The organism is Thioclava electrotropha (assembly GCF_002085925.2).
Lineage (GTDB): Bacteria > Pseudomonadota > Alphaproteobacteria > Rhodobacterales > Rhodobacteraceae > Thioclava > Thioclava electrotropha.
Window position 1 is genome coordinate 2,706,343 of sequence record NZ_CP053562.1, and the last position, 24,151, is coordinate 2,730,493.

At 64.3% G+C, this 24,151-nt stretch carries 21 protein-coding genes and 1 tRNA gene; 3 read left to right on the forward strand and 19 right to left on the reverse strand.

Going from position 1 to position 24,151, the window contains the following annotated elements:
• Positions 1 to 5: 5 nt before the first annotated feature.
• Positions 6 to 1,784: an SLC13 family permease gene (locus AKL02_RS12880; RefSeq protein ID WP_083078896.1), complete on the reverse strand. Its 1,779-nt coding sequence runs from the start codon at positions 1,782 to 1,784 to the stop codon at positions 6 to 8.
• Positions 1,785 to 1,917: 133 nt separating this feature from the next.
• Positions 1,918 to 2,733, reverse strand: coding sequence for a TIGR00282 family metallophosphoesterase (locus AKL02_RS12885; RefSeq protein ID WP_078522877.1), 816 nt, complete (start codon positions 2,731 to 2,733; stop codon positions 1,918 to 1,920).
• 158 nt (positions 2,734 to 2,891) lie between these two features.
• Between AKL02_RS12885 and AKL02_RS12890 the strand changes: the two genes are divergently transcribed.
• From AKL02_RS12890 to AKL02_RS12900, 3 genes are all read left to right on the forward strand, one after another.
• Entirely contained in the window at positions 2,892 to 4,910 is a 2,019-nt protein-coding gene (locus AKL02_RS12890) for an ASKHA domain-containing protein (RefSeq protein ID WP_083078897.1), read from the forward strand.
• 175 nt (positions 4,911 to 5,085) lie between these two features.
• Positions 5,086 to 5,640 carry a fasciclin domain-containing protein gene (locus AKL02_RS12895; RefSeq protein WP_198453185.1) on the forward strand — a complete coding sequence of 185 codons (555 nt, stop codon included), beginning with the start codon at positions 5,086 to 5,088 and terminating at the stop codon, positions 5,638 to 5,640.
• Positions 5,641 to 5,794: 154 nt separating this feature from the next.
• Positions 5,795 to 5,868: transfer RNA gene (locus AKL02_RS12900), tRNA-Gly, on the forward strand.
• 191 nt (positions 5,869 to 6,059) lie between these two features.
• Here AKL02_RS12900 and AKL02_RS12905 read toward each other — a convergent pair.
• The 17 genes from AKL02_RS12905 to AKL02_RS12985 all read right to left on the reverse strand — a co-directional run bounded on the left by AKL02_RS12905 (position 6,060) and on the right by AKL02_RS12985 (position 24,151).
• On the reverse strand, positions 6,060 to 7,961 hold the full coding sequence (locus tag AKL02_RS12905; protein WP_083078898.1) for a bifunctional sugar phosphate isomerase/epimerase/4-hydroxyphenylpyruvate dioxygenase family protein: 1,902 nt from the start codon (positions 7,959 to 7,961) through the stop codon (positions 6,060 to 6,062).
• Between the two features lie 13 nt (positions 7,962 to 7,974).
• Positions 7,975 to 8,856, reverse strand: coding sequence for a shikimate dehydrogenase family protein (locus AKL02_RS12910; protein WP_083078899.1), 882 nt, complete (start codon positions 8,854 to 8,856; stop codon positions 7,975 to 7,977).
• Positions 8,856 to 9,311: a type II 3-dehydroquinate dehydratase gene (locus AKL02_RS12915; RefSeq protein ID WP_078522945.1), complete on the reverse strand. Its 456-nt coding sequence runs from the start codon at positions 9,309 to 9,311 to the stop codon at positions 8,856 to 8,858. The genes AKL02_RS12910 and AKL02_RS12915 overlap by 1 nt, the downstream gene beginning before the upstream one ends.
• A 25-nt stretch (positions 9,312 to 9,336) precedes the next feature.
• Positions 9,337 to 10,632: a TRAP transporter large permease gene (locus tag AKL02_RS12920; RefSeq protein WP_078606168.1), complete on the reverse strand. Its 1,296-nt coding sequence runs from the start codon at positions 10,630 to 10,632 to the stop codon at positions 9,337 to 9,339.
• Positions 10,629 to 11,195 carry a TRAP transporter small permease gene (locus tag AKL02_RS12925; protein WP_232621615.1) on the reverse strand — a complete coding sequence of 189 codons (567 nt, stop codon included), beginning with the start codon at positions 11,193 to 11,195 and terminating at the stop codon, positions 10,629 to 10,631. Before AKL02_RS12925 ends, AKL02_RS12920 begins: the two co-directional genes overlap by 4 nt.
• 28 nt (positions 11,196 to 11,223) lie before the next feature.
• Complete coding sequence (dctP, locus tag AKL02_RS12930; RefSeq protein WP_078522948.1) at positions 11,224 to 12,216, reverse strand: TRAP transporter substrate-binding protein DctP; 993 nt, start codon at positions 12,214 to 12,216, stop codon at positions 11,224 to 11,226.
• Positions 12,217 to 12,383: 167 nt separating this feature from the next.
• Complete coding sequence (locus AKL02_RS12935; RefSeq protein ID WP_078522949.1) at positions 12,384 to 13,070, reverse strand: GntR family transcriptional regulator; 687 nt, start codon at positions 13,068 to 13,070, stop codon at positions 12,384 to 12,386.
• A gap of 184 nt (positions 13,071 to 13,254) precedes the next feature.
• Positions 13,255 to 14,307: a ketopantoate reductase family protein gene (locus tag AKL02_RS12940; RefSeq protein ID WP_083078900.1), complete on the reverse strand. Its 1,053-nt coding sequence runs from the start codon at positions 14,305 to 14,307 to the stop codon at positions 13,255 to 13,257.
• 23 nt (positions 14,308 to 14,330) lie between these two features.
• Positions 14,331 to 15,119: a glucose 1-dehydrogenase gene (locus AKL02_RS12945; protein WP_108722405.1), complete on the reverse strand. Its 789-nt coding sequence runs from the start codon at positions 15,117 to 15,119 to the stop codon at positions 14,331 to 14,333.
• A gap of 14 nt (positions 15,120 to 15,133) precedes the next feature.
• A complete protein-coding gene (locus tag AKL02_RS12950; protein ID WP_083078901.1) occupies positions 15,134 to 15,991 on the reverse strand; it encodes an intradiol ring-cleavage dioxygenase in 858 nt (285 codons plus the stop codon).
• Positions 15,992 to 16,005: 14 nt separating this feature from the next.
• On the reverse strand, positions 16,006 to 17,070 hold the full coding sequence (locus AKL02_RS12955) for a maleylacetate reductase (protein ID WP_083078902.1): 1,065 nt from the start codon (positions 17,068 to 17,070) through the stop codon (positions 16,006 to 16,008).
• Between the two features lie 60 nt (positions 17,071 to 17,130).
• Entirely contained in the window at positions 17,131 to 19,653 is a 2,523-nt protein-coding gene (locus AKL02_RS12960) for an ATP-binding cassette domain-containing protein (protein ID WP_198453187.1), read from the reverse strand.
• A gap of 86 nt (positions 19,654 to 19,739) precedes the next feature.
• Entirely contained in the window at positions 19,740 to 20,807 is a 1,068-nt protein-coding gene (locus tag AKL02_RS12965; RefSeq protein WP_078522954.1) for a substrate-binding domain-containing protein, read from the reverse strand.
• A complete protein-coding gene (locus AKL02_RS12970) occupies positions 20,794 to 21,822 on the reverse strand; it encodes an ABC transporter permease (RefSeq protein WP_198453188.1) in 1,029 nt (342 codons plus the stop codon). The genes AKL02_RS12965 and AKL02_RS12970 overlap by 14 nt, the downstream gene beginning before the upstream one ends.
• A 28-nt stretch (positions 21,823 to 21,850) precedes the next feature.
• Positions 21,851 to 22,831, reverse strand: coding sequence for a zinc-dependent alcohol dehydrogenase (locus AKL02_RS12975; protein WP_083078904.1), 981 nt, complete (start codon positions 22,829 to 22,831; stop codon positions 21,851 to 21,853).
• Between the two features lies 1 nt (position 22,832).
• On the reverse strand, positions 22,833 to 23,867 hold the full coding sequence (locus AKL02_RS12980) for a Gfo/Idh/MocA family protein (protein ID WP_078601805.1): 1,035 nt from the start codon (positions 23,865 to 23,867) through the stop codon (positions 22,833 to 22,835).
• A complete protein-coding gene (locus AKL02_RS12985; RefSeq protein ID WP_038067927.1) occupies positions 23,867 to 24,151 on the reverse strand; it encodes a YciI family protein in 285 nt (94 codons plus the stop codon). Before AKL02_RS12985 ends, AKL02_RS12980 begins: the two co-directional genes overlap by 1 nt.

The following is a 24,151-nucleotide window of genomic DNA, read 5'->3' on the forward strand; positions in this document are numbered from 1 at the left end:
CCTCCTCAGAAGGGCCAGATCAGCGGGATCAGCAGGCAGGCGGTCAACCCGGTCACGATATCCATCGGGATGCCGACGCGCAGGAAATCGGTGAACTTATAGCCACCGGGGCCATAGATCATCATGTGAGTCTGATACCCGATCGGGGTCGCGAAGGCCACCGAGGCCGAGAACATCACCGCCACGGCGAAGGGCCGCGGATCGAGCCCGAGGGCCGCGGCCAGAGAGATCGCGATCGGGGTGTAGATCACCGCCACCGCGTTGTTCGACAGCAATTCGGTCATGACGAGACCGAGGAAATAGACCACGATCAGCGCGAGTTGCGGCGGCAGCATCTTCAGGAAGGGCGCCACGCCCGAGACGATCAGCTGGACCGCGCCGGAATGCTCCAGCCCCGCGCCGACGACCAGCATCGCGAAGATCAGCGCAAGCAGGCGGCCCTCGATGAAGGTGAAGGCCTCGTCGGTATCGATACAGCGGGTCACGAGGATGCCCGCCACCGCCACCATCGCCAGCGCAAGGATCGGGGCCACGCCAAGGGCTGCGAAGATCACCACCGCGCCGAGCGCGCCCATGGCGAGCGGCAGATGCGAGCGGCGATAGGCGCGTGCCTGCGGTTTGGACACGTCCACGAGGTCCATGTCGGAGGCCAGACGCGCGATATCCTCGGGCGCGCCTTCGAGCAGAAGCGTATCGCCCACCACCACGATCAGATCGTCGAGCTGGCGGCCGATATTCTGGTTCCGGCGGTGCGCGGCGAGCGTGTAGACGCCGTAGCGGCGGCGCAGGCGCATGTCACCCAGACGCTGCCCGATCATCCGGCAGCCGGGCGAGATCAGCACCTCCACCGTTTCTGTCTGCACCGAGGACAGCTTGTCGACCATGCGCAGGTCGCGGTTCTTCTGCATCCCCAGAAGCTCTTCCATCTCGGAGCGTAGAACCACGCGGTCGCCCGCCATCAGCTCGACCGAGGCGAGGTCCCGGCGCAGCGACGCATCGCCGCGCAGCACGTCGATCACCCGCACGCCCTCGCGCTTGAACGTGTCGGTCTCCAGCACCGACTCGCCGATCAGCCCGCTTTCCTCGGGGATCGCGACCTCGGTGAAATATTTCATCTTCGGACGGTCGCCGAGCATGAAGGAGAGCGATTGCCGCTCGGGGATCAGTTTCGGCGCGAAGATCGCGAGGAACGTCCCGCCGACCAGACAGATCGCGAAGCCCAGAGGCGCGATCTCGAAGATCGTGAAGGGCTCCATCCCCCGCCCCCGCACGACGCCATCGACGAGAATGTTGGTCGAGGTGCCGATCAAGGTGATCATGCCGCCCATCACCGTGACGTAGCTCAGCGGCATCAAGAGCCGCGACGGCGAGAGGTTCAGCTTGCGCGCGACCTGAATGAAGACCGGGATCATCACCGCGACGACCGGCGTGTTGTTCATCACGGCGCTTGCGAACATCGTGACCCCGAACATCAAAAGCACGGTCAGCTTCGGGTTCTGGTCGATCCGCGATTCCGCATAGCGCGTCATCGCGTCGAGCGCGCCGGTCCGAACCAGGGCACCCACGATCAGGAACATGAAGGCGATGGTCCAGGGCGCCGGGTTCGACAGAATCGCGGCGGCGTTCTCGTAGGGCACGAATCCGAAGATCAGCATCAGGGCCGCGCCCGCCATGGCGGTGACCTCCGGCGGCCATGTCTCGCGGACGAACATGACGAACATCCACCCCACGACGAGAAGGGCCGCGATGGCGGTCTCGGTGCCGGTGAAGGGCAGTTGGATCATGTCAGGCTCTCGCGTAAGCGCATCGGCCCGATACTATCGACACGTGTTGCACGAGCAAGCGCGCTCTGCCCGCGGAGGAGGAAATTTCCACGTAACGGCATGAGGTTCGGGCAACTCGGGACGCGAACGACGCTCAGATTGGCACCGATTGTGCGAGCCTGCCGCCGGTGCGCACCGCTTCGCAGCGAGTGGCGCGCCCGGTCTTGTCGTCGGTCTCGACATAGAAGCCGCACAGCGTCACCGGACCGCGGGCGGGCGAGAAGCGTTCCTTCGCCATGCCGGTCACGAAACGGCGCATCGGTTCGGCCTTCGCCATGCCGATGACGGAATCGTAATCGCCGCACATGCCCGCATCGGAGAGGTAAGCCGTGCCCTTCTCGAGAATCTGCGCGTCGCCCGTGGGCACATGGGTATGGGTGCCCACGACGACGCTTGCACGCCCGTCGCACCAATGACCCATCGCCATCTTCTCCGACGTCGCCTCGCAATGGACATCCACCAGGGCCGCCTGCACCGCCCCGCCCAGCGGGTAGCGTTTGAGTTCGGCCTCGATGGCCGAGAAGGGATCGTCGAAGGCGCGTTTCATGAACACGTTGCCCAGAACCTGCGCCACCAGCACCTTGCGCCCGCGCCGGTCCTGGAACACCCGCGCGCCCTTGCCCGGCGCTTCCTTGGCGTAGTTCACGGGACGGATGATGCGCGGCTCGCTCTCGATGAAGCGCAGCATGTCCTTCTGATCGAAGGCGTGATCGCCCAGCGTCACCACATCCGCGCCCGCATCCAGCAGAAGCTTCGCGTGATCGCCGGTCAGCCCCATGCCGCCCGAGGCGTTCTCGCCATTGACCACAACGAAATCGAGGCGCCACTCCTCGCGAAGTTTCGGCAGGGTTTCGGTGATCGCGGCGCGGCCCGCGCGGCCCATCACATCGCCAAGAAAGAGTATCTTCATGGCCCGATTAGATAGAACGCGGCGCTGGGGAGAGCAATGGGCGGCGCACACCGCTTGCATGATGATGATGACGATTTCTCATCCACGCGCGTCGGTTGCGGGCTTTGCTCTGCCCCGCTTGGGCCCTAGAACGGGGGCAAGGAAAACGGGAGCGCGATATGTCCGACGACGTGCAGGTGATCTTTACCCCCTCTGGCAAGCGGGGGCGCGTGGCGCGTGGCACGAGAGTGCTCGCGGCGGCGCGCAAGCTGGGGGTCGACCTCGATTCCGTCTGCGGCGGGCGCGGCGTGTGCTCGAAATGCCAATGCACGCCCTCCTTCGGGGATTTCCCGAAACTCGGCCTGCATGTGGACCCGGACGCGGTCAGCCCGATCAATGCGGTCGAGGAGCGCTATGACCGGATTCGCGGGCTGAAACCGGGGCGGCGTCTGGGCTGCCAGACCGAGATCCTCGACGACGTCGTGATCGATGTCCCGCCCGAAAGTCAGGTCCACAAACAGGTCGTGCGCAAGGCGGCCTCAGAGCGCGTGATGGAGATGGATCCGGCGACGCGGCCCGTCTATGTCGAAGTCGCGGAACCGGATATGCACCGCCCCGAGGGCGACCTGCAGCGGCTCTCGCAGGCGCTGGAAAAGCAATGGCAGATCAAAGGCGTGCGCGCCGATCTTGATGTACTTCGGATGCTGCAGCCCGCGCTGCGCAAGGCCGAGTGGAAGGTTACGGTCGCGATCCACGATGCGGGCGACGGGCCGCGCGTGACCGGCATCTTCCCCGGCGTGCGCGAGGTGCCGCTATATGGGCTGGCGATCGACCTCGGCTCGACCACCATCGCGGGGCATCTGGTCGCGCTCGATGACGGGCGGGTGCTGGCGAGCGCCGGCGTGATGAATCCGCAGATCCGTTTCGGCGAAGACCTGATGAGCCGGGTCTCCTACGTGATGATGAACCCCGGCGGCGATCAGGAAATGACCAATGCCGTGCGTGACGCGATGGGCGATCTGGCGCGGCAGCTGGCGGGCGAGGCGAAGGTCGAGACGGGCGAGATCGTCGAGGCCGTCGTCGTCTGCAACCCGGTGATGCACCACCTGCTGCTGGGGATCGATCCGGTGGAGTTGGGTCAGGCGCCCTTCGCACTGGCGACCTCGGAGAGCCTTGAATTCGCGGCGCGCGAGATCGGCATCGAGGCCAGCGCTGGCGCGCGCGCCTATATCCTGCCGCTGATCGCGGGCCATGTCGGCGCGGATGCGGCGGCGGTGGCGCTGTCGGAGGCTCCGCAGAAGCGCGACGACCTGTCTCTGATCGTCGATGTCGGCACCAATGCTGAGATACTTCTTGGGAATAAACAACGGGTTCTGGCCTGTTCTTCACCCACCGGCCCCGCCTTCGAGGGCGCGCAGATCTCCAGCGGTCAGCGCGCCGCTCCGGGCGCCATCGAGCGGATCGAGATCGACCCCGAGACCAAGGAGCCGCGCTTCAAGACCATCGGCAACGAGCACTGGTCGACCGATCCCGAATTCGGCACGCCGCGGATCACCGGCATCTGCGGCTCGGGCATCATCGAGGCCGTGGCCGAGATGCGGATGGCCGGGATCGTGGACACGTCAGGGCTGATCGGCTCGGCCGAGCAGGCCGGCACGCCGCGCTGCGAGCCGAACGGGCGCACCCATGAATACGTGATCTATGACGGCGGCGAGGAAGGCCCGCGCATCACCGTCACCCAAGGCGACATCCGTGCGATCCAACTGGCGAAATCCGCGCTCTACGCGGGCGCGCGTCTGCTGATGGACGAGATGGGCGTGGACACGGTCGACCGCGTGGTGCTGGCCGGTGCGTTCGGCGCGCATATCTCGCCCAAGCACGCGATGGTGCTGGGGATGATCCCTGATGCGCCGCTGGATCACGTCACCTCGGCGGGCAACGCGGCGGGCACCGGGGCGCATATGGCGCTGTGCTCGGTGAAGGCGCGGCGCGAGATCGAGACGCAGGTGCATCAGATCACCAAGGTCGAGACCGCGATCGAGCCGCGCTTCCAGGAGCATTTCGTGGCCGCGAACGCGCTGCCGCACGCCACCGCCCCCTTCCCCGAGCTGCGCAAGATCGCGCCGCTCCCGGAGGTCAGCTTCAACACCGGCGGCTCGGGCGAGGATGGCGGGCGCAGGCGCCGCCGGCGCGGCTGAGGCGGGCCTTCGGGCCTCGCCTCGGGGCGCTGCGAGACGTCCGATTTCAGGCCGGATCAGGCTGCACACGGTTTCGTGATGAGACATAAGTGATCGGCGCGCCCCCAGCGCGCCGTAACCCTTGTGCTTTGGCGGGGACAACCGTCGTTTAACAGGGAGGAAAATCCTTATGTCTATGAAATTCCGTGCATTCGCCGCATCGCTCACCGCAGCTGCAACGCTGGGCCTCGCCCTGCCCGCGCTGGCAAACCCGATGGTCGGTGGCGCGAAAATGTATGAGAGCAAGCCCATCGCGGCGAACGCTTCGGCCGCTCCGAACCTCACCACGCTGGTCGCCGCGGTGAAAGCGGCGGGCCTCGTCGACACGCTGGCAGGCCCCGGCCCGTTCACCGTCTTCGCGCCGACCAACGCCGCCTTCGACAAGCTGCCCGCGGGCACCGTCGACACGCTGGTGAAGCCCGAGAACAAGGAAATGCTGACGCATATCCTGACCTGCCACGTCGCCAAGGGCGTGATCACCGCCGAGAACATCATGGCGACCGTTCAAAAGGGCAACGGCATGGCCACGATCAAGACGCTCGGCGGCTGTGATCTGACCGCGATGGTCAAGGACGGCATGGTGATGCTGAAGGACCCGAAAGGCGATGTCGCGACGGTTCAGACCGCCGATGTGAAGCAGAAGAACGGCATGGTCCACGTGATCGACACCGTGCTTCAGCCGAAGATGTAAATCGACCCCGCGCCTCGTCTCCCTAGTTTTCGCGCGGCGCCTGGCGTCCGGTGAGGTCCTCCTCGCCGGGCGCTTTTTTGTGAGCGCACCCGAGGACGCGCGCGATCCCTCTTGACCGTGGCTTTCGGCTGGAATACCTCTGCGCTCGCACCATGCGGGTATGATGTAATGGTAGCCTGTCAGCTTCCCAAGCTGAACGCGCGGGTTCGATTCCCGCTACCCGCTCCAGCTCCCTCGAAATCGTAAGAGACTGATTTCTGGTGAAAATCACACCAGAGACTGAGCATGCCGTCATTTCACTGCGAAACGGGAAAACGGACAGTACGCGGGAGAATGGAGGATCAGCGGCAAGCCAAGTTCGGCATCTCCCTGCTTCCGTCACCAAGACACTTGGGGACATTTCACCGAGTCGCCGTCACTCAAACCTCGGGCATGCCCTTCACGCGGCCAAACCGCTTCTGCGCGGCGATCCGGAACGGGGCGTTCGCCGCCCCGAAGCCGGCATAGCCATTCCGCCTTTCGAGGATTTCGAAGAACATGCCCCCTGCGAAGGGCCGCGAGTAGAGCTGAAGAAAGGCGCCGTGCGCATCCTCGTCATAGAGGATATTGGCCGAACGCAACCGCTCCAGAAATTCCGGCGACAGGTCGAAGCGCGCTTCGAGATCGGCATAGTAGTTGGCCGGCATCGGCAGCGGATCGAAGCCCAGATCGGCCAGCGCGGCGGCGGTCTGCAGCATGTCTTCGGTTCTCAGGGCCACATGCTGCACAGACGCGCCGAAGCCATGCGTCAGGAAATCGCCCGCGAGGGTGCGATGCGTCTCGGCTCCGTTGAGCGTAACCTGCAGGCCCTTTCCATCCGGGCGCGCGCGCGATGCGATGGCTTGGCTGCGAACGAGCCCGTCCGGGTCGATCACGTCGACCATCGGGGCTTTCTGCATGTCGAACAGCGTCGTGTAGAAAAGCGCCCAGCTGAGCATCTCGTCATATTCCATCGTCTGCGCCACATGGTCGATGGAGGTCAGGCCAGCGTCTCGGTTCGACATGTCTTCTGCAGGCTCGAACTCGACGTCCCAGACTTCGCTGAGACCGCTTGAGGCATCCACGAAATGCAGCACCGAGCCCCCGAGCCCACGGATCGCGGGGATGTCCAGCTCGCCAGGTCCGACCGGCTGCGAGAAGGTATCGGCGCCAAGCGCTCGCGCACGCGTAACCGTCGAGGCCGCATCCGCGACCTTGAGGCCGATGTCGCAGACATTGGTGCCGCGCGCGGTCCAAGTCGAGGCAGCAAAGCCCGTGGTCTCGGAATTGATGAGAATGCGGATATCGCCCTGACGCCAGACTTCCAGCATCTTGTTGCGATGCCGCCCCGACATGCGGAAGCCGAGGGTCGTGAGCAACGTCTTCAGCGCCTCCGCCTCCGTGCCCTGCGCCGCGAACTCGATGAACTCGACCCCGTCCACGGCGACGCGCGCGGGAATTTCGGCGATCTTGTCTTCCAGCCCGGGCTCAGTGCGGCGAACGTCATCCATCAGCGCCACCAGCGAGCGATAGCCGTCGCGTGCGATGGTCCGTGTCGGGCCGCCGCGGAACTGGTCGTTGAAAATCTCGAGGCTGGCCGGTCCGTCATAGCCGGTGGCCATCACGGCGCGCATGAAGCCCGTGACGTCCAGATCGCCCTCCCCCGGCATGTTGCGAAAGTGGCGCGACCAGTAGAGCAGGTCCATATCGATCGCCGGAGCATCGGCAAGCTGGACGTAGAAAATCTTGTCTCCCGGGATTCGCCGTATCGTATCCGGGTCGATCTTGCGGGCGAGCGTATGGAAGCTGTCGAGGATCAGCCCGACATTGGGATGATCGGCCCGGCGCACCACTTCCCACGCATCGCGGTGGTCCCAGACATGACGCCCCCACGCGAGCGCCTCGAACCCGACGCGGATGTCGTAATCTGCGGCAAGCTCGCCCAAGGCGGCGAAATCGTCGGCCATGCGATCGATCCCGCCAAGCGCCTCGGGATGAACCGAGGAACAGACCAGCATGTCGCGGGTGCCGAGCTCGCGCATGAGTTCGAACTTATGTTCGGCGCGTCTCAAAGCTTGGTGGCGCAGCGGCTCCGGCAGACCCTCGAAGTCGCGGAAGGGTTGGAAGAGGAAGATCTCCAGCCCGTGGTCGCGCACCATCTGGCCGACTTCGCGCGGCCCGCCGTCATGGGCGATGAAATCCTGTTCGAAAATCTCGATCCCGTCGAAGCCCGCAGCGGAGATCGCCTCCAGCTTTTCCTGCAACGTTCCCGAGATCGAGACAGTGGCGATAGCGGTTTTCATGGGAGGCCTCCTTTCAGGATGTGGCCGGGTCGGTTTTCGCGAGATCGCTGCGCAAGCGGGCGACGTCGAGCGGCAGACCCGTGAAGAGCTTCCACGCATCGACGCCCTGCCAGATGAACAGCTCGTAACCCGAGATGACCTGCAGGCCCGCCGCCTGTGCCACAGCGAGGAATTCAGTCTCGACCGGCGTGTAGACGGCGTCGAAGGCCCATGCGCCGGTGATTGCGGATGCCTCAAGTGGCGAGCCCGGATGGCCGGTCATGCCGACCGGGGTCGCGTTGATGAGCCCCTCGGCGCCTTCGGAAATCTCGGCGGCGTCCCGCCCCACGGTGACGCGAAGTCCCGGTTTCGCCGCTTCGAGTTCCGACGCGAGAACCTCGGCCTTCTCGATGTCGTGGTCGGCAAGGCGGATCTCGGCGGCATCGAGCGCAACCAGCGCGAAGGCGATGGCTCGCCCCACGCCGCCGGTGCCGATAAGCAGGGTGGCTCCGGGCGGAGTGCCCCCTCGCGCGGCGCGGTAGGCGGAGATGAAGCCGGAGTGATCGGTGTTGTGGCCCTCGGCTCCGGTGGGTTCGAAGAGGACGGTATTCACCGCGCCCAGCCGCCGCACGATCGGGTCGGAGATGCGGACCAGCGCCGCCACCTTCTCCTTGTAGGGATAGGTGATGTTGAGCCCCCGATAACCCTGTGCGGCGCAGTTGGCGAGGATCGTCGCGTGATCCTGACCAAGCTCGCGCGGGACAAGCCGGTCATAGGTCACCTTCCGTCCGTTCTGCAGCCCTGCCAGCCGGTGCAGGCGCGGGGCCTGCGAGACGGCGATATTGTCGCCGATCAGACCCAGCCGGATGACTGCATCGTCCGACGCGGCCTCGGAAGGGCTCTCGGGGGCAGGCATTACTTGGCGCCTTTCACGAGTTGGGCGATCCGGGTGATCGCGAAGCCGTAACCGGCGATGCCGAAGCCTTCTATCTTCGCCGTCGCCGCTTTCGAGACGTAGGACGGGTGGCGGAATTCGTCGCGCCGGAACAGGGCCGAGACGTGAACCTCGAAGATGGGCCCGTCGAAGATCAGCAGGGAATCGAGGATCGCGATGGAGGTCGAGGTGAAGCCCGCCGGGTTGATCAGAATGGCGCATGCGTTGGTGCGGGCCCATTGGATCCAGTCGACGATTTCGCCCTCGTGGTTGGATTGGCGGAAGTCGATTTCCACTCCCGCCGCGGCGGCCGCGTCACGGCTCAGCCGCTCGGCGTCTTCGAGCGTGTCGTGCCCGTAGATCTCGGGCTGGCGCGTGCCGAGCAGGTTCAGGTTGGGGCCATTGATGACCAGGATCGGAAGGTCTTTCTGGGCCATGTGAGGTCTCCTGATTTGCGGCCTGTCAGCCGCCGTAACCGTAAAGCCGGGGCAGCCACAGCACGGTGCCCGGCACGAAAGTGATGATCGCGAGTCCGACGATCATGATGATGAGGAAGGGAACGAGATGCCGGATCGTCTGGCCGATCGGGGATTTGGTGATCCCGCTGACCACGAAGAGCAGCAACCCGTAGGGCGGCGTTGCGAGCCCGATCATCGTGTTGACCACGACGACCACCCCGAAATGCACCGGGTCCACGCCGAGCGAGACCGCGGTCGGCAGCAGGATCGGCACGATCACGAGGAGGATCGCATTTGCTTCCAGCAGGCATCCGAGAACAAGCAGGAGCACGTTGACCAGAAGCAGGAAGGTGACGCGGTCGAGCTGCATGTCACCCAAGGCGCCGCGGATCTCGTTCGGAATTTGCTCGACCGTGACCACGTAGTTGAAGGCCAGCGCCCCTGCGATCAGGATGCCCACGCTCGCTGTAGAGCGCGCGGATTGGCACACGGTCTCATAGGCTGCGCGCAGGCTGACGGAGCGGTAGAGGAAGGTCGAGATCAGGAAGGCATAGAGCGCGGCGAGTGCGGCCGCTTCGGTCGGCGTGGTGATGCCACCATAGATGCCGACAAGAAGGATCACCGGCATCAGCAATGCGGGCACGGCGCGCAGCGTGATGCGGGGCATCTCGCGCACCGGCACGGGCACTTCCACCGGGAAGCCATGCCGTCTCGCCTGAATGGCGTTCATTACCATCAGCAGAAGCGCGAGGATCAGACCGGGCCCCACGCCGCCGAGGAAGAGGTATCCGATCGAGGTGTCGGAGACGAGCGCATAGAGAACCATCGGGATCGAGGGCGGAATGATCGGGCCGATAATCGCGGCAGCGGCAGTGATGGCCCCGGCATAGGCGGGCGGATATTTCCCGTCCTTGGTCATCAGCTGGATGATGATCTTGCCGATCCCCACCGCGTCGGCGATGGCCGAGCCCGACATGCCCGAGAAGATCAGCGACGACACGACGTTGACATGGCCCAGCCCGCCCCGGAAGCGCCCCACCAGCGCGCGGCAGAAATCCAGCAGCCGGTCGGAGAGCGAGCCGATATTCATCAGGTCCGCCGCGAAGATGAACAGCGGGATCGCCAGCAGGACGTAGGAGCCGTAGAGCCCGCGCAGAACCTGCTCGGCGGCGATGCTCATGTCCTGCTGTTCGAGCAGAAGATAGAGGATCGAGGCCCCCAGCATGGCATGCCCGATCGGCAGGCCGACGATGGCGGTGGCGACGATGGCCGCCACGGCGAGGGTGAATTCCCAGCTCATTCGGAGAAATCCTTGCGCGCGACATGCGTCAGGTCGGGATTGTCATCTTCGGGCCCCTGACCGCGCAGCTCTTTGATCAGAATCCAGCCATAGCGCAGGATCGTGACCGCCGTGAAAATTGCAAAAACGGAAAAGACGTAGCTGAAGGGGATCTTCATATAGGCCGTCTTTTCGATCTTCATGAAGGAGATGTAGCTGAGGACATCCGGGAGTGAGGCCGCATAGATCCCGACGATGAAGAGCGAGAACAGGATGCGGAACACGCGGCGCACCTTGGGCCGGACCGCGCCGTAGATGATGTCGAAGCGGATTTCGTCTTCTTCGCGCGCAGAGACGGATTGTCCCCACAGCACGACCCAGAGCCACGCGATGACGCAAAGCTCGACCGTCCAGCCGACGGGGTGGTTCAGGACATAGCGCATGAAGACCTGAACGATGAAGGCCAGGAACATGGCGGCCAGAAGCAGCGCCGGAACGGCGTCGGCCAGACGGCGCGCTACGTTCCGCCAGCGGCGGCTCGTGTTTTGCATCGGTTTGCCTTTCGAGGGGCGAGAGACCGACATGGCCCCTCGCCCTCAGTGTGTCCGGGGGTCAGGCCTGGATCGCGTTGATCTGTTCGAGCATCCCCTCGGGCCAGCTCTTGGCGAAGTCGCTGGCGAGATACTTCTTCTGGGCGTAGTCCCGGAAGGCGGCGCGGTCGGGTTCGTAGACCTCGAGGCCCTGTTCCTTGAAGAAGTCCACCAGTTCCTGCTCGCGCTTGAGGTGCTCCTCGGTGCTCGCGGCGATTTCCTTGTCCACGGAGTCCTTGAGCAGCTTTTGCTGATCGGCGCTCATGTCGTCCCAGACCTTCTTGGAGATACCAAGCACGTCGAAGCCGACGAGGTGGCTGGTCAGGGCGATCTGGCTCGTGACCTCGTAGAACTTCATGTTGTAGTCGTTCGGCAGCGGGTTGTCCTGACCGTCGATCGCCCCGGTCTGGAGCGCGGTGTAGACCTCCGAATAGGCCAGCGGCGTCGGGCTGGCGCCGATCGCCTCGCCAAGGAACTGCCACGCGTCGCCGCCCGGCATGCGCAGGGTCATCCCCTTCAGATCCTCGGGCGTGTTGATCTTCTTCTCGGGCTTCAGGTTGACCTGACGCGCGCCGAAATAGACCGGCGCGAGGACATGGAGCCCGGCCTGCGCTGCGAGGTCGTTCAGCTGCTTGCCCACGTCGCTGTCGAAAACGGCTTTCATATGGGCCGCATCGCGCAGCACATAGGCGGCGGTCAGGATCGACCATTCCGGCACCTGATCGGCCAGCTTCTGCGGCGCGACGAGGCCCATTTCCAGCGTCCCGCGCTGGATCGAGGTCAGTTCACCCCCCTGCGGCACGAGCGTCGACTGGTTATAGACCTGCAGGTCGAAATCCTTGGCGACATCCTCGGAAATGCGGGCGAAGGCCTTGGCGCGAATGTCGTTATTCGACACCACCGAAGACAGGCGGAGCCGTTTGCGATCTTGAGCGAATGCGGTGCCTGCCATCAGGGTCGCGGCTGCACCAGCGGCCCCTGTCGCCAGCACGCTGCGGCGAGTCAATTTGGTCATAGTTCCTCCCTTTCGCCGCATCGAAAGCGGCTCATTCAATTCGGCATCTCAAATTTCATATGTCAACTTTAAAAATATCATACATTTTTATTTTTGACGGACAAAATCACGAGCAGGTGCTCTTCTCCACCCGCTGCCCGGCTGTCAGACGCCGTCGTTCAAAGTGATCAGGGAACGCGACCAGTCGCCAAAATGTGGTCGACGCCGCTTTCGACATGGGAGATCAGCAGCTCTACGGCCGCATCCGCATCGCGGGCCAAGGTCAGGTCGCGCAGGCGAATGTGGTCTTCCTTGGCCTTCTCGCCGCGGAATTCCAGAATGATCATGTGATAGCGCATGAAGCGATCGAAGACCGAGGAATGCGTGCGCATCAGGTTCGGTCGGTCGCAAGCCGCGATCATCGCGAAGTGGAAATCCCAGTCGTGACGCACCCAAGGTTGCACCGGGCCGTCGCCGCCCGCGATCAGCTCGCGTTCGATCGTTTCGAGTTTGTAATGCGAAGAGACGACGCCCGCTTCCCACTCTATGTCGCCATTCGCGATGGACTGGCGCAGAGCGTGGGTCTCGAGCAGCAGTCGCAGGTCGGCCAGATCCCGCAGGTCGGCCTTGCTGATCGGCGCCACCTCGAAGCCGCGTTGTCCTTCAGCGGTGACGAGCCCTTCGTTCGTCAGGCTGCTGAGCAATTCGCGCAGGGTCGTCACGCTGATATCGTATTTCTTGCGCAGCAGATCGAGCTTCAGCTTTTGCCCCGGCTTGAACCGCCCATGCACGATGTCGCCGCGCAGGCGCCGGTGGGTGATGTCACCGACAGTCTCCCCAGGATGTCCACTGATATCGAACTTATGAATCTTCACGTCGCGCGTCGATCTATTGCCATGTCCCTCCGCTTATCGCCTTGCGCGAGGCATCATCCAAGCAATTTATCCGAATTCAGGCATAATCGGCGGAACTTACGACAACCTTTGCACCCGATCGACAACTGACGACTGCGCACCCCATGAAACCGACCGAGGGGTTTACGAACTGAGCAGACAACTGCTACTGAGCCAGCTCCCGGTAATGCGCCACAAGTTCGCGCGCGTTGTCGGGGTGATGCCTGCGCCGTCCGGCCTCGATCTCCTTCGCCATCTCCACGACCTTGCGGTTCATCGGCGCCGCCTTGCCGCGCGCCTCGAGGAAATCGACCACCAGCCCGTTCACCTCGTCGACCTCGGCGCGACGGCCCTTGCGCCAATCCTGCAACGAGGTCGTCAGCGTGTCGTCCCTTGAGAAGGTGCGAACGACCTCGTCGAAGATCTCGTCGACATAGCGTTCCGGGTGGTTACTCATCACCGGCGGCATCCCGATGATCGGCATGATGGTGGCGCCGTCAGCGAGTGCTGCCTCCATTGCCTCATAGCCGGCGCGCCGCATCACTTCGAGAAACTCGGGATCGCGGACGCTGTCACGCATCGCGGTGTCGATGATCGCCGTGGGGATCAGTTCGGCTGCATTCACCACCAGCTTCATCCATTTCGCAGAGCGGATATCGTCCACCACCTGAACGGTGCCGGAATTGCGCAGGATATCGGCGACGTCATGCACCCGCGGCTGTTGCTCGGGGTCGAGCGCCCCGAGCGCAAACCAGCTTTCGTCCGTGTCGTTCTGGCGGGTCGTGATCCCCGGCTCCCACATGTTCGACGCAATCTGGATAACCGCGCCAATCGCGCGATGCGCGCCGACGATGTCGGCGATCGCCTCGTGGGTCATGCCGTTCTGCAGCCCCACGACGAACCCGTCTTCCGCCAGAACCGGCTTGATCATCTCCGCCGCCCAGCGGGTATCGTAGGCTTTCACCACCATGAAGACGAGATCGAAAGGTTCCTTGATTTCGGCGATCTCGCACAGGTGCAACGCCTTGACCGGCGTGTGCAGCTGACGGGTCGGCAATTTGACCGTCAGGCCGTTCGCCCGCATCGCCTCCACATGCGCGGGCCATTGGTCGATGAAGGTGACGTCCAGACCTGCGAGCGTGAAATCCGCCGCGATGGAAGCGCCCTGCGCACCGGTGCCGATGAAGGCGATGCGCGGGAATGGGGTTTGCTTGGTCATGGGTCGCGTCTCCTCGGTTGCGGTCATTGCATGATCATCCCGCCGTCGATCTGCAGGCATTGGCCGGTCATGTAATCTGAGTCCGGCGAGAGCAGGAATGCCACCGTTCCGGCCACATCTGCGGGCGTCGACGTGCGGCCGAGCGGGATTCCGGCGGCGAAGTTGCGCAGCGCCTCGCCCGGCTCGGAAGAAACACCCATTTCCATCAAGTCCTTGTCGAGCACCGTCCAGAGATCCGTCTCCACCACACCCGGCGCGAAGGCGTTCGCGGTGATTCCGTGCGGGGCAAGGGTGCGCGCAGCCGCCTGAGTCAGGCTGATGACGGCGGCTTTGCTCGCACAATATGGGGCGAAGTCACCGAAGCCCGCGCGACCGGCCATCGAGGCGGTGTTGATGATCTTGCCTTTCCGCTTGGCCGCGATCATCGCCTTCGCGGCCTCCTGAATACCGATCAGCACGCCCATTCCGTTGACCGTCATGATCTGGTTCCAGTTCTCCTCGGTCGTCTCAAGAAACGGCTGCGGGCGGTTGAAACCTGCGTTGTTTACGATGGCATGGAGAAAGCCGAACTCCGCCTCGCAGGCGGCGATCGCGGCCCGGGTCGCCGCCCGGTCGGTGACGTCGGTCTTGCAAAAAATCGCGCGCCCGCCCTCGGCAGTCAGAGCCTTCGCCGCCGCCTCGCCCGCCGCGGCATCGAGATCGGCGATCACCACACCGTATCCAGCCGCCGCCGCACGCCGGGCGATTTCGAAGCCGATGCCCCGTGCAGCGCCCGTGACGACGACGCCTCCCATCTCGTCTTTGTTCGACATGATAGCCTCCCCGCTCACTCACTCCGGTGCAGCACGAAGTCGTAATTGGACTCCCACAGCGTCTCGCCATTCTCGACCGGGGTGAACTCGGCGATCAGGGATTCCTTGACGCCGAACACCGCATCCGAGGTCAGGTATTTGTCGCCCGCCACGAAGGTATGGGTCGTCACCGGGTCGAAACCCTCGGCGCTCACGATGAAATGCATATGCGCGGGGCGATACGGGTGACGCCCGAGCTTGCCCAGCATCTTGCCCACCGGACCGTCATCGGGGATCGGGTAGGAAACCGGCTTGATGCCCTCGAACCAGTAGCGCCCGTCCGGCCCCGTGGTGAACACGCCGCGATTGTTGTTGCGCGGTTGGATGTCGGGCTGCTGGACGTCGTAGAAGCCGTCCTCGCTGTCCGACCAGACGTCGATCCGCGCGCCTTCGACCGGATTGCCGTCGAGATCGGTGACGGTGCCATAGAAGCGGCAGGTCTCGCGCCCGCCAGCCTGGGTAATGTTCGCGCCCATCTCGTATTCCGGCACGCCATCGACATGGAACGGGCCGAGCACCGTGTTCTCGGTCGCCCCGGTCGGGCGACGGTTGTTGATCGCATCGACCAGCATCGAGACGCCCAGCACGTCGGAAAGTAGGATGAACTCCTGACGGTTCTCGTCGCAGATCTGGCCGGTCTTGGTGAGGAAATCGATCGCGATATCCCACTCGGCTTGGGTCAGCTCGACGTCCTTCACGAAAGCATGCAGGTGACGGACGAGGCTTGCCATCACGGTCTGGAGGCGCGCATCGGTGCTCTCCGAAACCCGGGCGTTGACGGTTTCGACCGAGGCGTCCTCGGTGAAATAAGCGATCTTCGGCTCTTGGGTCATGTCATTCATTCCTATCAGGTCGTGACGGGGCGTTGCCCGGCATGGGCGCGGGTCAGCAGGTCGAGAATGCCGTCGCGCGTGATTTCGCGCGGGTTCTTGTAAGGGTTCTGCACGGCCATATCGGCGGCGCGCGCCAGATCGCTTTCCTTGAGGCCAAAGTCGGCCAGCGCGAGCGGGGCGCCGATGGAGCGCGCGAAGTCGTAAAGACCGCCGCCCAGATCGCCGCCGAACAGCTCGGTCGCGCGCGCCAGTTCGGCAGACGCGGCCCCGGCGTTATAGGCGGCGGTATGCGGCAGCAGGATCGCGTGGGTCTCCGCATGGGGCATGTCGAACCCGCCGCCGAGCGTGTGGCAGAGCTTGTGATGCAGCGACATGGCGACTGCGCCCAGCACGGTGCCGCAGAGCCACGACCCGTAGAGCGCATCGGCCCGGGCATCGCGGCCCTCCGGCGTCTCGACGATCCGCGGCAGCGCCGATTTCAGCGCACGCAGACCTTCGACCGCCATCAGCGAGGTGACGGGGTTCGCGTCGGGCGCATAGAGCGCCTCGACCGCGTGGGCCATCGCGTTCAACCCGCTCGCGACGCTCATCGCGACCGGCAGGCCCAGCGTCAAATCGGGATCGTAGATCACGGTTTCCGGGCGGATCTTGGGATCGCGGACGGTCGTCTTCTGCCCGTTTTCGGTCTGACCGAGAATATCGGTCACCTCGGAACCGGCGTAGGTCGTCGCGATCACCAGCTGCGGCGCATCGTTGCGCCAGGCGATAGCCTTGCCCAGACCGATGGTCGAGCCACCGCCGAGCGCCACGACGCAATCGGCCTTGGTCTCGTTATAGACTTCGAGCGCGGCCTCGGTCACGGCGACCGGCGTGTGCATCGCCGCTTCGGTGAAGGTTCCGGCCGCCATCTCCCCGAGGTCTTTCGCAAGCGCCTCGGCGTCGTTTTTCTGGAACGGCGTCGACAGGATCAGCGCACGGGCGCAGCCCAGTCTCTCCACCTCCTCGGCGACTTTCGCCAAGGTCCCCGCGCCAAAGACGATGCGCCCCGGAGTGGATGTGTAGATGAACGCTTCAGGCATGGTTCCTCCCTGCGCCTCGCACAGACGAGGCGTTGAATTGAGCCAGCGTGGGCCGCGAGGTTACTCCTCGCGGCGCCGACGCGCGGTCGTGTAGATGAGCGCCGCCACGAGGATCAGCACCCCCTGGAAGCCATATTGGTAGGCCTGCGACAGACCGAGGAAGGACACGGCGTTGAGCACTTCGGTCAGAAGCACCGCGCCCAGCAGCGAGCCGATGAAAGTGCCGCGCCCGCCGAGAAGGCTGGTGCCGCCCAGCACGACCGCGGTGATGCTGCCCAGCGTGTAGTTCACGCCTTGCGCCGGGTCGCCGACGCCGATCTGCGCCATCAGCATGATCGCACCAAGTGCGGTCAGCAGCGACACGGCGATATAGCCGAGCACGAAGGTCCGATCCGTGCGTATACCGATCCGCCGCGCGGATTCTTCATGAGAACCGATCGCCCGAAGCTGCCACCCCGCCCGCTTGCGGCGCAGACCCAGCTCCATCGCGATGGCGATCGCGATCATCACCACGAAGGCGACCGGCACCGGGCCGAAGCTCCGGGTGAGCGTGTCGATCACGTCGAAGGAGATGTAGCCGCCCGGCCCCTCACGCAGCACGAAGCTCATGCCCTGCAAGCCGATGAACATCGCCAGTGTGGCTGCGATGGGGGTAAAGTTGGCAAACCGGATCAGCACGCCGTTGATCAAGCCGACCACGATCGCCGCGCCGAACATCAGTGCGAAACCGAGCGCCATCGTCGGGGCCGGGCTGCCATCGTTGATGAAGAAAGACCCGATCACCACAAGGAAACCGGCGAGCGGCCCGACCGACAGGTCGATCCCCCCCATCAGCAGGGCGATGGTCTGCCCCAAGGCGATGAAGCCGAGCGCGGTCGCGAGGATCAGGATATTCGAGACGTTGAAGGACGACAGGTAATTCTCGTTCTGCGCACTTACGAACAACGCGAGCAGCACCGTCACCAGCGCGAGCGGCACGATCGTCGCGTTATCGGTTTGCACGAAATGGCGCAGCTTCGCGCCGAAGCCCTCTTTCGCCTGATGCTCTTCATCGACGTGATGGGCATGCGTATCGGCCTCGACCGCAGCCCCGACGATACGGGCCTCGGTGATGTCGTCACCGCGCAGCGTCTCGACGATGCGGCCCCGCGACATGACCAGAACGATGTCGCACAGCCCTTCCAGTTCCGCCGCATCCGAGGAGTTGACGATAACCGGGGTGCCTGCATCGGAGACTTCGCGCAGGATCCGGTAGATCTCGAAGCGCGCGCCGACATCGACGCCCTGCGTGGGTTCGTCGGCCACGATGAAGCCCGGCTCCGACAAAAGCGCGCGGGACATCACGATCTTCTGCTGGTTGCCGCCCGAAAGTTGGGAGACCTTCGCCTCGACGCCTGCGGCCTTCACCGCCAGCGAGGAGAACACCTCCTGCACTTTCCGCATTTCCTTGCTGCGATCCAGCACGCCGCTCGAGGCATATTTGTCGAGCGAGGCGAAGGTCGCGTTTTCCCGGATCGTCAAATCCGCAGCGAGGCCTTCCGAGTGGCGATCCGACGGCATGAAAGCCGCCGCGTGTTTCAGCTCTTTCGATGCGAGCGTCCGGCCATGAAGCTTGATCGCGCCGCGATGGGGCTGAAGGCCGACCAAGGCGCGCATCAGATCGGACTGGCCGTTGCCCTCGACACCGGCGACGCCGATGATCTGGCCGCGCCCGAACGAGAAGGACACGTCCGAGAATTTGCGCCCGCTGAGGCCTTCGACCTCGAAATTGATCGGTGGATTGGCGTCGGCGCATTTCGGCGGGAAGGCAGAGGCAAGACGGCGGCCGACGATCAGATCCAGAAGTTGGGAATTGCTGATCTCGCTCGCAGGCGCGCTGCCCCGGTGACGTCCATCGCGCAGCACGGTCACGCGATCCGCGATCTGACGCAACTCGGCCAGACGGTGGGTGATATAGATGACGGCGGTGCCGGAGGCTTTCAGCGCCCGCACCTTCGCGAACAGCATATCCGTCGCGTCCTGATCGAGCGCGGCCGTCGGTTCATCCAAAATAAGCACACGGGGCTGGACGGCGAGCGCTTTCGCCAGTTCCAGCAGGTGTTTCTGCGCGATGGTCAGCGTATCGACACGCGCGTTCAGCGGCACCTCAAGGCCGACCTCTTCCAGCAGACGCTGGCCGACGCGGTCCTTGCGGTCGCCCTGGAACACAGAGGCAGGCAGTGACACCTGCAGGTTCTCGAGCACCGTCATGTCGGGCAGGATCGCCGGGTGCTGATAGGAGATCGCGACGCCAAGCGCCGACGAGCTTTCCGGCGAGAGCGGCATCACGTCCCGCCCGTCAAATTCGATCCGGCCGGTGCTGGGCTGCAGAACGCCGGTGATCAGGTTCATCAGGGTCGATTTCCCGGCCCCGTTCTCGCCCAGGATCGCGTGCACTTCGCCCGCGTGAATGTCGACGCTCACGTCGCTCAGGGCGCGGACCGCCCCGAAGGATTTGGACACACCGCGCAAGCGGATCACGGGGGTGCCCGTTGACGTTTCGCGGAGTCCGTCCGCCTTCTCCATCGGTTCGATTTCAGCCAATGCTATCATCCGTTTAGTTCCGCCGATCTGAGGGGGTTGGCGCGGCAGTCTCCGGGCGGATCGCGCCGCCCGGAGACAGGGGGAGGTTACTGGCCGACGGCCTTCGCCTGCTCGTCACCCGAAAGCTGAGCAGAGAGATAGATCGCGCCGGGCAGATCCGAGCGACACTGGACGGGGTTCGGATCCCCATCGGTCGAGTCCTCGAAGTTCGGCGCCTTGAAGATTTCCTCCGACGGCGGGGTGCCACCGGTCGCTTCCGCGATCGCCCATTGCACGGCGAGACGAACGTTGTCGTTGCCGGTCGCGACCGTGAAGAGCTTGAAATCGGGGTTGTCGGCGTGGGTCTTCTCCCAGAAGCAGCCGAGCGAGTTGCCGTCGGACGTCGCGAGCGCCGGGATCGAGCGATCGAAGTTCGCAAACACCGGCAGCGCGCCCACGAGCGACGGACCGAAGTCGGACACGATGACGTCGATATTGTCATGCTGCGCGATGGCGGCCGACAGAACCTGCTGCGTCAGGGACGGGTCCCAGTTGGTGACCGCGAAGGGGTCCGGGTTCAGGAACTTGTAGCTGTCGTCGAGGATGTTCTTCATCCCCTTGAGCTCGTCCAGACCCTGGCTGTTGCCCGCCGGGCCCGACAGGAACAGGATGTTCGCGCCGTCCGGGAAGTTCTCCTTGATCCACTTGCCCCAGCTTTCGCCGTCATAGACGAAATCTGCACCGACGAAGCGGGTGTAGTTCTTGCCGGCCTCACCGCCGACATTCACGCGGTAGGGCACGACGACCGCGCCCGAGCGGTAGGCTTTGGTCAGCGCGGGCAGGATTGCCGGGCCGGCATCGCCGAAGACGACCATCGCATCGACACCGCGTGCCGCCATCGAGTTGATGTCGGAGATCGCCTTCTGCGTGTCGCCCTGACCGTCGGCATAGTAGTAGTCGGTGATGCTCGGACACTTCGCGGCTTCCTCCTTGCCCGAAGCGGTGGTCACCAGACGCCAGCTATTGCCCCCGAAACCGTCGAGCAGCGCCAGCGAGGCCTTGTTCGGGCCGCACCAGGAGGGTGCGTCCTCTGCGCTGGCCGCCGAGGCCGAAAGGGCAATTCCAAGCCCCAGCGCCATATAGGCAGCGCATCCTTTCAGATTAGACAGTTTCATGGTTCTCCTCCTCTGTAGAACTTGTCTGTTCTTTCTTGAAACGGGTCGTCCATTCGATCGAGTAGACCCCGATGCCGAATACAAGAGCGAGCGCCTGCACGATGGTCTGCGCCGAATACGGCACACCGATCGACAGAGCGAACTGGCTGAGCTGGTTGAGAAAGAAGGCGGCGATGACGACCGAGATCGGAAAGCCGCGCCCTCCCAGAAGCGAGGTCCCAGCCAGCACCACCACGGCGACCGAGGGCAGAAGCAGGCTGTTGCCCTGAAATGCCGTGGGTTCGCGGGTGATGCCTGCGATCAGGATGCCCGCGGTGCAGTAAAGGATCTGCGCCGCCACATAGGCCATCGCCTGATATGGTTTGACGCTCAGACCCGCCGCGCGGGCCGCCTTGGGGTTGGCCCCGATCGCCTCGAAGCGACGGCCAGCCACCGTCTTTTTCAGGCCGAACGACACGAGGGCCAGAATGGCGAGGGCGAACAGCACCGAATGGGGAATACCCAGGGTCTGACCGCCCGCGATATGGGCCAGCAGGTTCGTCGTGATCCGCGGCACGCCGCCCGAGATCGCGAAGACCGCCGAGAACAGAAGCGCGTTCATCCCGATGGTCGCGACGATCGCGTTCAGGCGGAAATAGGCGACCATGATGCCGTTGAGCACCCCCGCGGCGAGCGCGAAGCCGACCGCGATGATCAGGGCGGGCAGAAGCCCTGCGTCCTGCCCATTGGGCATGTGGGTCGCGATCACAACCGCGAGCGATACCGAGCCCGGCACCGACAGATCGAAGCCGCCCTGCTGCACCACCAGCATCTGGCCGAGCCCGACGATGCCAAGCACCGCCGCGAAAGGTAGGCTGCCCATCAGCGACCCGGCGGTGACCGCCGAGGGTGCGAAGATGATGCAAAGGAGGATGAGCGCCAGCGTCGAGGCGACGATGGTGACGAAGCCCTTCGACAGGGACATCGAAGAAAGTCCCATCGAACCTCCGAAGCTATGCGGCGTCGTCTCAGCCATGTTTTCTCCTCCTCCCTCGCGTCGCGTCTCAGCTGATTTCCAAGGTGACCTTGACCGCCTTGTCGGGCGACTTGCCCAGCTCCAGCGCGGTCATCGCGTCATCGATGTTGTAGCTGTGGGTCTGGATCGGCGAGAGATCGAGCCCGGTGCGCTCCAGGAACCGGATCGCTGCCGGCCAGACGCCGGGCGAGCCGATGCAGCCTTTCACGTTGAGGTTCTTGATCTGGATCTTGCCCAGCTCGACCGGGAATTTCTGGCCGATATTGATGCCGACCATCGAGACATCCCCGTCGTCGCGGGCATAGTCGAAGACATTGGCCAGCGAGGCCGGATGGCCCGCACATTCGACCACCAGATCGGCGCCGCCCTTGGTCATCTCCTGCACCGCTTCGATCGGGTCGCCGTTGGTCGGATCGATCGTGCCGTCCGCACCGAGCTTCATCGCGATCTCGCGGCGAAGCGGCACCGGATCGACCACGATCACGCGAGCGCCCATGCCGATCGCGGCGGCTGCCGAGACAAGGCCGATCGTGCCGCCGCCCGAGACGACGACCGTATCCGCCGCGCAGACGCCGCCATGGCGCAGCACCGCGTAATACCCGCAGGTGAAGGGTTCGATCAGCGCGCCTTTTGCGTCATCGACCGCGTCGGGCAGCTTGTGCAGCCATTCGGGGCGCGCGGCGAAGAATTCGCGATCCGCACCGTCCATCGAGAAGCCGAAGTGGTGGATGCGCTCGGGCGTGTTGATCACGCATTCGCCGACCACACGATCCCCGGGCTTGAGCCCGTCGACATTCTTCCCGACCTCGACGACTTCGCCGACCCATTCGTGGCCCGGAACGACCGGATAGGAAATCGGGATGATGTATTGACCGGCCAGCAGCTCGTAATCTGAGTGGCAAATCCCAACGCGGCGCGACTGGATTAGCACCTCGTTGTCCGTGATGCCGGGCGTCTGCACCTGCGTCACGATGGGCTTGTTCGGTTCGTCGAAGATCAGGGCTTTCATGTCAGGCTCCAACTTTCGCTGCGGCGGGTTGCGCCACGCGTTCGATTTGACCGCTGCGGGAGGAGGCGAAGACCGCCTCGAGCAGCGCGATATTGTCGACCAGATGATCGGCGGTGATCGGGTAGGTTTCCTGTCCGCGCACGGCGCGGGCGAAACTCACCAGGTTGTCCTTCACGGGCTCGGCCTTGCCGATCTCGACGGTCTCGATCGGCCCGCCAGCCATGGCCGAGGTCACGATCCAGCCGTCGGGCGCCTCGACATGCGCCTTGTCGCGGATGTCGATCCAGCCTTTCGAGCCGTAGACCGTGAAGCGGGACATGAACGGGTTCGACAGCGAAGCCGACACGTAGGAGGTCCCGCCCCCGGCGAATTTCACATAGGCCGCGACCGTGTCGCCCTGCGGCAGTTCCGAAGACAGCTGCTCACAGATGCACAGCACGCTTTCCGCGCGGCCCAGAAGGCGGACCGACAGATCGAGCAGGTGGATGCCCGTCGCGGTCATGCCGCCTGCGGGTGCTTCGCTCGCCTGAACGCGCCAGTTGCTCGGGTCCATGCCGACGAATTTGTCGTGGCTGAAATTGGCCTCGATTTGCTGGATACGGCCTAACTCACCCGCATCGGCCTTCGCCAGCATCTCGGCGATCGGCGGCTCCCAGCGGCGCTCATGGCCCATGCCGAGAACCAACCCAGCCTCGGCGCAAAGCGCGACCGAACGGGCGGCTTCTTCAGCGGTGAGCGCGAGCGGCTTTTCGCAGAAGACATGCTTGCCTGCCGCGACGGCCTTGGCGATCTGATCCGTGTGCAGCGAGTGCGGCGTCGCCAGCACGACGGCCTCGACCTCGGGATCGTTCAGCGCATCGGCGTAATCCGCGCTGAGCGTCACGCTCTTCTCGGCGCAGAGATCGCGCACCGCATCCATATTCGGCTCCACCGCGCGGACGACCGTGATGTCGTCGGGGGCGCTCGACAGAACGGCGAGCATCTTCTGCCCCCACCATCCCATGCCCACGAGGGCGATTTTGACCGGCCCCGACATCAGCGGTTGTCCACGCGCTTGGAGAACGGACGGATCGAGACGGACTTCCACAGACCGACCTTCGCGAAGGGGTCGTTGCGGTTGAAGTCTTCGACCTCTGCGAGGCTGTCGGCCTCCAGCACGAAGCAGCTGCCGATCATGGTCTCTTCGTCATCCGCCAGAAGCGGGCCCGAGATCACCGTCTTCACCGGCGCCTGAGCCAGATAGGCCTTGTGGTCCTCGTAATTGGCCAGCCGCTTGTCGACGGCACCGTCATGGTCGAGGCAATGGATCACGTAATGCAT